Annotated in this window: 11 protein-coding genes and 1 pseudogene; 1 reads left to right on the top strand and 11 read right to left on the bottom strand. The window is 51.6% G+C overall.

The window, feature by feature from the left end:
- Positions 1-332, top strand: a pseudogene (locus tag RW092_RS21445) (DDE-type integrase/transposase/recombinase); the annotation flags it as partial.
- A 176-nt stretch (positions 333-508) separates the two neighbouring features.
- On the opposite strand, the gene RW092_RS21440 reads toward RW092_RS21445, so the two are convergent.
- From RW092_RS21440 to RW092_RS21390, 11 genes are all read right to left on the bottom strand, one after another.
- A complete protein-coding gene (locus RW092_RS21440) occupies positions 509-1,015 on the bottom strand; it encodes a metallophosphoesterase family protein (RefSeq protein ID WP_028538930.1) in 507 nt (168 codons plus the stop codon).
- Positions 1,016-1,020: 5 nt separating this feature from the next.
- Positions 1,021-1,962, bottom strand: a complete 942-nt coding sequence (locus RW092_RS21435) for a DUF7916 family protein (RefSeq protein WP_316011236.1) — start codon at positions 1,960-1,962, stop codon at positions 1,021-1,023.
- A gap of 94 nt (positions 1,963-2,056) precedes the next feature.
- Complete coding sequence (locus RW092_RS21430; protein ID WP_316011235.1) at positions 2,057-3,754, bottom strand: glycoside hydrolase family 13 protein; 1,698 nt, start codon at positions 3,752-3,754, stop codon at positions 2,057-2,059.
- 102 nt (positions 3,755-3,856) lie between these two features.
- Positions 3,857-4,786: a hypothetical protein gene (locus tag RW092_RS21425; RefSeq protein WP_316011234.1), complete on the bottom strand. Its 930-nt coding sequence runs from the start codon at positions 4,784-4,786 to the stop codon at positions 3,857-3,859.
- 91 nt (positions 4,787-4,877) lie between these two features.
- Complete coding sequence (locus tag RW092_RS21420) at positions 4,878-5,810, bottom strand: Gfo/Idh/MocA family protein (RefSeq protein ID WP_316011233.1); 933 nt, start codon at positions 5,808-5,810, stop codon at positions 4,878-4,880.
- Positions 5,811-5,966: 156 nt separating this feature from the next.
- Positions 5,967-6,197: a hypothetical protein gene (locus RW092_RS21415; RefSeq protein ID WP_127575460.1), complete on the bottom strand. Its 231-nt coding sequence runs from the start codon at positions 6,195-6,197 to the stop codon at positions 5,967-5,969.
- Positions 6,194-7,222 carry a TIR domain-containing protein gene (locus RW092_RS21410; protein ID WP_316011232.1) on the bottom strand — a complete coding sequence of 343 codons (1,029 nt, stop codon included), beginning with the start codon at positions 7,220-7,222 and terminating at the stop codon, positions 6,194-6,196. The genes RW092_RS21415 and RW092_RS21410 overlap by 4 nt, the downstream gene beginning before the upstream one ends.
- 37 nt (positions 7,223-7,259) lie before the next feature.
- A complete protein-coding gene (locus tag RW092_RS21405) occupies positions 7,260-8,525 on the bottom strand; it encodes an MFS transporter (protein ID WP_316011231.1) in 1,266 nt (421 codons plus the stop codon).
- A 140-nt stretch (positions 8,526-8,665) separates the two neighbouring features.
- A complete protein-coding gene (locus RW092_RS21400) occupies positions 8,666-9,415 on the bottom strand; it encodes an SDR family NAD(P)-dependent oxidoreductase (RefSeq protein WP_016312303.1) in 750 nt (249 codons plus the stop codon).
- A 9-nt stretch (positions 9,416-9,424) separates the two neighbouring features.
- Complete coding sequence (locus tag RW092_RS21395) at positions 9,425-10,315, bottom strand: NAD-dependent epimerase/dehydratase family protein (RefSeq protein WP_316011230.1); 891 nt, start codon at positions 10,313-10,315, stop codon at positions 9,425-9,427.
- Between the two features lie 41 nt (positions 10,316-10,356).
- Entirely contained in the window at positions 10,357-10,755 is a 399-nt protein-coding gene (locus RW092_RS21390; protein WP_016312305.1) for a hypothetical protein, read from the bottom strand.
- Between the last annotated feature and the right edge of the window lie 290 nt (positions 10,756-11,045).

Genomic DNA, 11,045 nt, shown 5'->3' with positions numbered 1-11,045 from the left:
TGGTCGGCTACGAACGCTATGACCGCACGGAACAGGTGGAGTGGCTCAACTCCATCTATGCTCTGCATGATCGGTACTTCAATTGCTGCTTGCCCACTCGCAAGCTGATCGGCAAGGAGCGTCGCGGGGCTCGTGTAAAGAAAACATTCGACACGGCCAAAACACCCGTTGCCCGGTTAATCGAATTGGGCGTGCTACGACCAGAACAAACCCAACGGTTACAGGCGTATCAGACTTCCCAAGATCCGCTTGCATTACACAATCAGTTGGAAGCGCTGCTTTCCCAACCCGTGACGCCTGCCTCCGCTACGCGCCCAGTGGAGGCTATGTAACAGCCTCCACTGGGTAACAAAATTACGTGAGTGAACCATTATCCTTCGGTAACATTTTTATATGAGTTGACACGACAGGTTATAGGACTTCTGCCTTAAGATTGATACAAAAAAAGAGCCCTCCAAAGCAAAACCGAAAATCGGTCTCGCGTTGGCAGCTCCACATAAACCTGGATCTACTTTTTAGCCTCTAAAAAGATATGTCTTGCCTTGATCGCTTGGGGAGTAATCTCCAGCACGCCAAAGCTGTATTTGGGTTCCCTCCGTTTGTCAGTAGGAGACCCGGGATTAAACCACAGGATGCCCCCGCTTTCCGCGAGGTAAGGCTTGTGCGAGTGACCAAACAGCACAGCGTCTACGGGTTGGCCAGCGAAGACCCGCTCTGCATTGTTCTTAGCCCCATGCCCACCGCCTGGAAGATGACCATGCGTCAGTCCGATCCGCCTGCCGCCCAGCTCGAGAACTTTATGCCAGCCGAACTTTCGGATAATGTCATTGGGATCATTATTTCCAGCCACACCCTCAACCGGCGCAATCGCTCTTAATTGCTCGTAAACCTCCATCGTCACCCAATCCCCCAGGTGGAGAATCATATCGCAGGTGCGGAAGGTTTGGCGAAGTTTGACGGGAAGTTCCGATCCACGGCGCGGAATATGTGTATCCGAAACGACTCCGATGCGCATACGCGTTACCTCAACGGTGAAGCGGCCATGCGCACATAGGTGTGCCGACGCCCGCGGATGGCGATGGATGCCGCTTGGATATTTTCTGGGATGGCCATGCCTGCGTAACCGGCATCCCCGATGTGAACAATGTCGGCTCCAGCACGTTTGGCGCTGAGGGCAATCTCCCGCACCGTAGATTCGTCCGCACCTTCCTGACTTGTGCCGATCGCCACCAAAACCAAAGCCCCCCGCGCCTTAACTTCCGCGATAACTCGGGCTAACTCCTCCTCGCGCACGCCCGGGACGGTTCCCGGAGCTGGCAGCAGCACAACGTCCGCGCCAGCTTCAGCGAACCGAATTGCAGCCTCGCCGTCCAACACGCTGCCGCGAGTACCCGCGCCATGCATTTTGCCAGCAATGATCAAGCCATCGAATTCTCGCTTGGCCACATGGATCGTATGCAGGATGCGTTCATGGGTCACGCCGGTTTTCGGGTTGCCCGTTAAGCACACGAAATCCACGCCCAGCCGCTTAGCCTCAGCCAAGCTCTGCGCCGTTGCCTTGCGTCCTTCAGGCAGCTCATTAAGCCCTTCAACCGCATCAGCTGACTCATCGACCGGCTCCAAATTGATGCCAACCGGCAGTCCCGTGAGTCGCTGCAGTTCTGCGATCGGGTTTCGCGTGCTCGTCGAGCTCTCCTCACTGCCACGATCCGGGGCAAACAAATCCCGCGACGCAATACCGCGAATCTGCGGGTGAAATACATCAAAGACGTTCAACAAGATCATGTCCGCGCCGAAAGCTTTGGCAAGCTCCGCATTGGTGATCTCGGGCAGCAGCGGCTGTGATGTAACCACCGTTTCCGCCATCACCGTTCGTCCTTCTGCTGCCAAAATGGCTCCCTTTAGAGCTTCGCGATCCATCTGACGAAAATCCGAAGCCCGGCAGTCCAAGATCCGTTTCATGGGCTACCCCTCCATTCGTTCCAAGTTCTGCACATCACCTGTATCACCAGTGTAGCACGTCGAAATGCTTCAGACTATGCGAACTTCCTGTGAATCAGTATCGTTTCAAATAAACCCTTGCTTCATAGGGGCGCAACGGTAAATTCAATAGATCCTCGTGCTCCTGCGGAGCGTAGTTGGAGATTAATAATTCAATGTCCTCCGGCTCCATTGCCTCTACCGGCCATTCGAATACCGGCTCCTCGGAACTAAAGTTCAGGATCACCAGCAAGCGGCTCTTCTCCAACTTCCGGGTAAACGCATAGATCTGTGGATGATCGGGAAGCAGCAGCTCGTATGCGCCGTAGACAATCACCGCATGTTCTTTTCTTAAACGAATCAGTTCTTTGTAGTAATGGTATATCGAATCGGGATTACGGATCGCTTCCTCCACATTGATCCGTTCGTGATTCGGGTTCACTCGGATCCAAGCGGATTCGGCTGTGGTAAACCCGGCCTGTGGTCCAGCATCCCATTGCATGGGGGTGCGGGCGTTATCCCGACTCTTGAGACGAATCGCTCGCATTATGTCCGCCTCCGGAACACCGTTTCTCCGCTGCTCCTCGTAGTAGTTAAGCGTCTCTACATCACGATAATCGTCAATCGAATCAAAGACCACGTTCGTCATGCCGATTTCCTCACCCTGATAAATGTACGGCGTTCCCTCCAGCATATGGAGGAAGGTCGCCAGCATTTTCGCGGACGGAATACGGTATGGTTCCTGATCGTTCCCGAAACGGGAAACTGCGCGCGGCTGGTCATGATTGCACAAATAATTGGCGTTCCACCCTCTGCCATGCAGCACGGTCTGCCAGCGGGAGATGACTTCCTTTAAGTCCGTCAGCTTCCACGGTACAACGTCCCATTTGCCGCTGCCCGCAGAGGCTGCATCCAGAAACATATGCTCAAACTGAAACGTCATATTCAATTCCCGCCGGTCATCGCCAACGTAACTCAGTGCCTCTTCCGGGCCTAACCCTGACGTTTCGCCTACGGTCATAATGTCATAGTAATACAACACGTTATCATGCAGGTCTTGCAGAAGGGTATGTACATCATCCAGATTTGAAAACAACTCATACGCCCGAACCGTTGGTGTCTGCTGCGGATTGTCCGCATCCGGCAGTCCTTTTGCCTTGGCGATATGCGCGATGGCATCAAAGCGGAAGCCGTCCACACCTTTTTGAAGCCACCACTTCACCATATCATGAAGCTCACGGATGACGGCCGGATTTTCCCAGTTCAAGTCGGGCTGATGTTTGGAATACAAATGTAAATAATATTCGTCGGTACGTTCATCATACTCCCAGACCGAGCCGCTGAAATACGACTCCCAGTTGTTTGGCGGACCTCCGTTTTTGCCCTTCCGCCAAATGTAGTAATCCCGCTTTGGATTGTCCTTGGACTTCCGGGATTCCAGGAACCAGGGATGCTCGTCCGAAGTGTGGTTTAGCACCAGGTCCATCATCAACTTCATTCCCCGCGCGTGCAGACCTTCCAGCAGCTCATCAAAGTCCTCCATCGTGCCAAAAGCGGGATCGATCTTATAATAATCGCTAATATCATAGCCGTTATCATGCCCCGGCGATTGATAGATCGGACAGATCCAAACGACGTCGACCCCAAGGTCCTGCAAATAATCCAGCTTGGACAGGATCCCGCGCAGGTCACCCACTCCGTCCCCATTCGAATCCTTGAAGCTGATCGGATAGATTTGGTACACGACGCTTTCTTTCCACCAAGTCCGCTTCATGTCCGACTCCCTTTCTCGTTTTTCCTTTAGCTATTTGCATCGAACCCGTTTTGTATTACAAAAAAAGCCCAGGAACCCAAAAGTTCCCGAGCTTGAATGCATTTAAGCGTAATGCTCCACCACTTGGACGTATTTCCGATGCACTTCCGCCCGTTCCGTTTCCAGCTTGCGCTTCGCGGTTTCCAGCTGGCGTTGCACATCGCTCACCGCTGAGATCTGTTTCCGGACTTGATTTAAGCCGTTGTTGATTCGCCCCTGGACCATCCAATCCGAGAAAATATCGTCAAAGAAATAGTCGGCAAATTTCAGCAACCCGCCGATCTCCAAATCCATCGCAATGCTCGCTCCAACGTCGCTCAGCTCCCGCTGATACACTCGCAGACTTTGCCGTGCAGCTGTCACATGGTCCATTGCCTCATCAATCCGCGAGTGCTTAATATGCGTCGACAACATCCCGCCGCCCAGCATGTCGTACGTCCCCCAATTTTTCGCAGAACGCAGATCTTCCTCCGCTGCATTTAGATCGTGCAGGGCGGATTGTCCAGCTTTCAGCGCTTCGTCCACCTCTTTCAACTGGACGGTGAGGACCGCTTCGCGTTCAGCCAGCTCCCGCAGCTCTCCATCCTCCTCCAGAATCTTCCGCTCTTTGGCTTGAAATACACGTTCATACTCGTTCTTCCATGAACCCAGCTCGAGCAGTTTGCGCTCAATCTCCACAATTTGCCGCTCCATATCGCGCACCGCAGCTTCTGCGGCATCATATCTCATCTTGGCTTCCAGCACTTCCTGCTGCTCCCGATCCAGCTTCTCGGCTTTGTTGCCAAGTAAGGTAGCCAATAAGTTGGAAACTGACATTGACGACAGCTTGCGAACATCTTCTTCCTCTGCAGCCAGCTTCTTCTGCCATCGGTTCCGTTCATCTTGCAGACCAGTTAACTCTTGCTTCAGATTTTTGAGGCGTTGCTGCCACTTCTCCTGATTCCGGCCCTTCTCTTTCAGTTCTGCCATGCGAGCGTTAAGATCCTCGAACAACCTAAGCTCCTCCCTTTCCCGCCGGAACGGTTGTCCTGTCCGGCCTGCGTAGTTTCGATATCCTGTTCTACGTTGGTCAAGAGCGAAAGTTTCAAAGCGGTCGTTCCCAAGCTGCAGCGCCATTCGCCTCAGCACTCTTCACGATCTCCTCACACAGCCGATGGGTTTCCAACGAATCTTGCAGTGAGATAGCCGGTTTCATTCCTTCGCGAACACAGCGGATAAAATGGTCGATAATCTGTACGAATCCCCGCCGATACAACACCGGATCCCAGTCCTTAAAAGTCAACCGTTTCGCCTCACCGCCAACATAATGTTCCGTCGTGTTCAACCCGTCTACCCGCCATTTTTGACCGGGGCTCATCACTTCCAGGATTTCATCGTTAGCCCCTGAGTCACGGTTCATGATTCCGATGCAGGTAAAGCCGTCACCCTCCAACTGAAGTGTGACATGGTACAGCTTGCCCTCCTGTACTCGGGTCGAGATATGAAAGCTTTGGACGTCACCCGGTGCCAGAAACCGCAGCGTATCCACCACATGGATATAATCGTCGAACACGAAGCGGCGAGCATAATCGGGCGAAGGCGTCCGGTTTTTCTGCAGCAGCACTAGCCGACGATCCGGCTGATCCTCGAGGGCTGCGTTCATCGGAGCAAACCGTCGGTTGAAGCCCGTCATAAGCAGCACGCCTTTTTGCTCCGCTCGTTCGCTGAGCCGTTTGGATTCCTCGTAATGATAAGCGATTGGCTTATCCACGTAGACGTGGATTCCGTTCTCAATCAGTTGCTCCACCACCGCCGGATGGGACTCCGTTGCCGAATGGACGAACGCAGCATCCACGCCGGACTTCACGAGCTCGTCCACGCTTCCAACCGTCTCCGGTATACGGTATTTAGCCGCCAGTTTGGCAAGTGTCTCCTGATTTCGTGTACTCAAGACAAGTTCGACGTCCTCCCTCGCCGTAATCACAGGCAAATACGCTTTTTGCGCAATATCGCCGAGTCCGATGATTCCGATACGCATCTTTTTGGCCTCCTCAGCATAGCTTCATAATTTCGTTGGAGTAAATGGGTCAACGTTTCCTTTCATTTTGGCATAGGGGAAGGAAGATGTAAATTTATCCGCAGCAAAAAAATCCCCCCCCATGTTGATCATGGGGGGGGGTGTTCGACTGATCGATTAAACGAAGGAAGGTTTCGTACGGTCTACATCACCCGTGAGAACCTTCACATATTCCTTATCTCCGCCTTCGACGGAAGGACCAATATAGAGAATGCCTTTAGGGCGGCTGGATTGAAGCTTACGTCCCTTTGTACGCTTGGCATCCATCATCATCGATGGGGACAAATGCTTGGAAGCCTTGGGAACCGGGGCAGTGCCTTGCTTCAGTTTCAAGTTACCTCGCTTCATACCGAATCCCCTCCAAGGATATAATGAATGGTCCGCAGCAGTTCATTGTTATCAGATACGATGAGGCCTAACTGCTCTTCGGTCAAGTGATGCCTTCCGGAAAAATGAACCGAAAGCACATGTTCTCTACCTAAAGGATAGCATAGGATGTATACCTGTTCAACTTCAAGACGTCTAAAGAAAGCCCATTTTGAGGTTAAATACGCATCTAACACGTAGATCGGCTGTTGTCCGGATTCCACCCGCACTTTGTTCTCATGAAAGGTAAAAAATCTGCCTTTCCCTACGTTGCCTCCTACTTGCCCCATCCCCTCATCTCCCTGTGCCTTCCATAGCGCAGCACCGGTTACCAGATACCCCGGAGGAGGAAGAATCGACGTCCGAATGGCTTCGCTCAAAGCGTTGTAACGTTCCTGATCATCGGGTACGGTTATATTTTTGTTATAAGTCCAAAAGAGATGCAGGATTCGGCGTTTACGCTCCAGCTCCATTTCCATTCTTGCAAGTTCATCGCGCGGGTCTTGGTAACATCCTTCTTCTTGAATTGCTTTGATAAGCGAGCGGCAGGCGACGGCGACAGCCGCCTCGTCATTCCCATCCGTTCGCACCTCATATCTTAGCAACGTTAAGCCTTGAAGATCAGATAAGAGATGATATTCTGAAATTTTCTCCCCTGGAATGAGATCGTCACACTCTCTGATCTCCTGCGGGATGATGGCATAAACCCGCCTTCGTCCCAATCTACCCCAAAACAATCCCATTTCAAAAAGGGTATTGTCCCGGGTGATCAAAACAAACTTCCCCCGATAGAAAACGACATCATCCGGTGCAAATATGAACACCCCAAAGTCGTTCTTGCCAAGTTGCTTCTCCAGCGATTCCATTGTGTAGTCATTGCCTTCGAACGCGCCGGCATACCATGGAGTTACCTGGGCATATCGGTTGATCTGGGCCTGGATCCCGCTCGCGATCCCGATCGCTTCCCTTGAAGATCCAATAAAGACGTTCGGCTTGGTCACATCCACAACTCCCACAGCTCCTTGAAAAACGAATCATCTTTTCCTAATTATACCATCCCGATTCGTTCTGTGCAGGTTGATGGAATACTTGGCGATGTCGTACTCCGATGAAGACTGAAAGTACGCTCCACCCTCCTGCCAGCAAGTAAACGTAGATAATTCCGAACCCCTCCGCGATGAAGCTCATGAGCAGCAGAGATATTCCAAACAGGAAATTCTGCAACGCGGATTGAGCTGATAGCACTTTGGGCAACTGATCCGGACCGGCGCTGCGTTGCGTAAACGTTTGGCGGGCAACTCCGACTAATTCGGAAAACGGACCGGTCAACAGCACTATGCCCAGCGTCAAAACAGCGGAAGTGTTCAACGCAAAGGCAAAGGTCAAAACGGCATATCCGAGCATACCGATCAGCAGTGCTGGGTACAACCGATTCTCCAACTTGTTTACCAGAGCTACAATCCACAGTCCGCCTAATACAGCCCCGGCAAAATAACCAGCGTTGATATACCCCCACCATGATTCATCCCGGTGTAAAATATCGCGCACAAATACAAGCAAAAAAGCCCCCGACCATATCGAACCGCCTAACAGTTCCATCATCTCCATCCAGGTTAGTGCACGCAATCTTGGCAATCGCCATAGGGTGATCCACCCCTCTTTTAACGTTTCCCAATGAGAGATGGCCCGTCTGGATCCCCTATCTCCATTTGCTGCCATAGATGTTGTATTTCGAAGTTGCCCTCCGATCGGATCTACGATTCGGGTCGTAGCCAACATAGCGATTCCGTAAGCTCCAGCAACCGCAGCAAGCACCGGAAACGAACCAAACTTCGCCACAACTACACCGCTGAGCGCCCATCCTGCAAACTGGATGACTTGATCCGTCACCGCGATCATACTGTTCGCTTTCAGCAACGTATCGTCCCGAACCAGCCTGGGAATCAGGGCATTCCTTGCAGGTGTCGTCCAACCGTCGAGGAAGGAAATCACTAAGATCACTCCATACAGAATGCCCGGGGCAGTTCCACCAACCCATGGGGAGACATATAACGCAAGCAACGAAAATAACAGAAACTGACCGCCTTGCGATATCGATAATATTGGGGTCAGTCGAAATCTGGCGATCACCAAGGGAGCCAGCAAGCTGCTGATTAACTGGGAACTCACCCGAATCAAAGGAACCAACGTCGCAAAGATGATGGATCCGGTCTGATCCAGGACCAGCGTAATAAAAGCGACAATATACAGGACGTCCGCCATGTTAGACAAGGTTTGCGAACCCCATAACCAAAAAAAGGACCGTTTCATCCCCGTATCACTCCTTTGTTCCAAACCAAATAACCCGGATACTCCGGGGTCAAAAAAAGGTTAGGTTCAAGAGTGAAGGATCAAATCGGTCCCATGCTTAATCTCCCTATATCTATCGTGTTGATTCGGATTTGCTCGCCTTAAGGCTCGTAAATCATCTTCCGCGTCATCCCGCCGTCAACTACTAGATGTGCGCCGGTCACAAATGTATTGTCCGGGTGAGTCAAGTACAGGCAGGCCCGGGCGATATCCTCCGGAGTTCCAACGCGTCCTGCCGGATGCTGCTTGTGATCGATCTCGCGCAAAGCATTGTAATCGCCGGTTTCAATCCACCCCGGACTGATGCAATTCACGCGGATGCCGTCCGGGCCAAGCGATACAGCCAGCGCATGCGTAAGCGATACGATGGCTCCCTTGGAAGCGGCGTACGCCTCCGAACCAGGCTCAGACATGAGCGAACGTGTAGAGGAGATATTCACAATGGCTCCACCCCGGCCGCTCCCCTTCACACGTTTGGCCATCTCACGGGAGGCTATAAACGTACTTCGCACATTGGTGTTCAGCACATCGTCCCATTCCTCTACCGTGAGCTCATAAGTGGATTTAAATCGCGATACTCCCGCATTGTTAATCAAAATATCGATCCGCCCCAGTTCACGCTCAGCTGTCTCCATTAAACGAACAATGTCTGCCTCCTGGCGAACATCGCACGGCACGAATATGGCCTGGCCCCCGTTCTTGCGGATTGCCTCCGCTGTTGCTCTGCCGGTTTCTTCATTGAACTCCGCCAATACGACAGACGCACCTTCCCGAACATAAGCTTCAGCCACACCGCGGCCAATGCCCTGCCCTGCTCCCGTGACAATGACGGTCTTGTTTGCAAAAGACATCCCCAAACCTCACTCCTTCTGTCCGCTCTCCGCAATGTGACGGATTAATCCCGGCAGCCAATCGCCCAGCGCTTCAAACTGATATCCTGCTTCACGTGCTTTGGTATTGTCCATTACCCATGAGCTTGGGATGCCGAATGGTGATTGATGCTCCTGAGTCGTTTCACGTTCGATCAACGCTGTTTTGCCGGTGATCGATTCAATTAAGCGGATAATTTCGCCAATGGGAATTTCCCCATCAGAACAAGCGTTCATCGGGCCAGTCAGTTCGTTATCCCCCAGCCAGGCCAAGAACTTCGCCGTTTCCGCTGAAGTGATAAAGGAGATCGATGCGTCCGGATTTGGAATCCCGATCGGCTGCCCCAGCTGGACATGCTCGACATGAAAATGCAACCGACGCGTATAGTCATCCGGCCCTAATACGATCGGAATCCGCAGGGCGCTCACCGGGAAACCTGCCTGTTGGAAAAAAGCCGCTTCAGCCAGTCGTTTCCCTTCCCCATAATCAAACGCCTGCTTATCCCCAAGCTTCAGCTCATAATGATAAGGATCGAAGTCTTCTTCGGCCAAAGGCGATTTGCCGAGCTTATAGACCGATAAAGTGGAGGTCAAGACATACTTCCCGACGCGCCCCTTGAATGCCCGCACCGCAGCAAGCGCTTCGTTTGGAGAATAACAGATGTTATCGTACACCAGATCCCAAGGTCCCGCCGCAGCCGCCTCTTGCAACGATTTCTCATCTGTACGGTCCAGCCGCAGCTGCGTGACCGGCGCATCAAACTGGGCCTCCGTTTGGCCTCGGGTCGCAACCGTAACCTCATGCTTCCCCGAGCCTGCCAGCAGATTAACCAGTCTTTTGCCAAAATAACGAGAACCGCCGAGTACTAGAATCTTTGCCATTTCTTCTTCCTCCGATCACCGGCTAATTCCCTTTCACGGGATTAACGCGTTGTAAACGTGCTTTTGATTAAAGATAAAGCGGTCAGCATCCCAAAGAAAAACAATTGCGGATCTCGCACGATCTCAAAATAACCCACGATATAGATCTGTTTCACATACATCGTAATGATTGGATAGATCAGCAACAGGAAGCTGGGCACAAAAACGAAAGCAAACAACGGGCGGTGGAACTTCCGCCGATTTGGAAAGCCGTTCAGAAAGCTTAAATACAATCCAAATGCTAAGCCATAGGCAATTTTGCCAATCAAGCCGTAATCGATTTTACCCAGCGTTTGTGTCTTATGATTCATCATGTCAGTAAACTGATGTCCATAATACATCAATACCAGGGCTCCAAGCATCCAGATGAAATAATAAAAATACCCTTTTGAGCTCTTCATGTATCTACTCTCCCTATGGATGGATCAAAAAGCCAATAACCAAATTTTATCATGAAAACGCAGGGAGAAGCAGGTTTTGTTGGCGGGAGGGATTGGATGAAGTTCTAACGAACCACAGAGCCCTTATTTCATTGATTTTGTGCTTGATAAAAATTTAACGGACTTCAATGACCTTATTCACGCTCAGTTTGCCTTGAAAGGAGCAATTTCCGGGAAATAAGGCCTCTGGGGTCCGTAAATGATCGATTTAAAGCGTTTGGACTCAAAATAACGTCATCTGAGTCCGTTAT

Source organism: Paenibacillus sp. 3LSP, assembly GCF_032465655.1.
Classification (GTDB): domain Bacteria; phylum Bacillota; class Bacilli; order Paenibacillales; family Paenibacillaceae; genus Fontibacillus; species Fontibacillus barengoltzii.
This window is presented reverse-complemented; position numbering and strand designations above follow the sequence as displayed.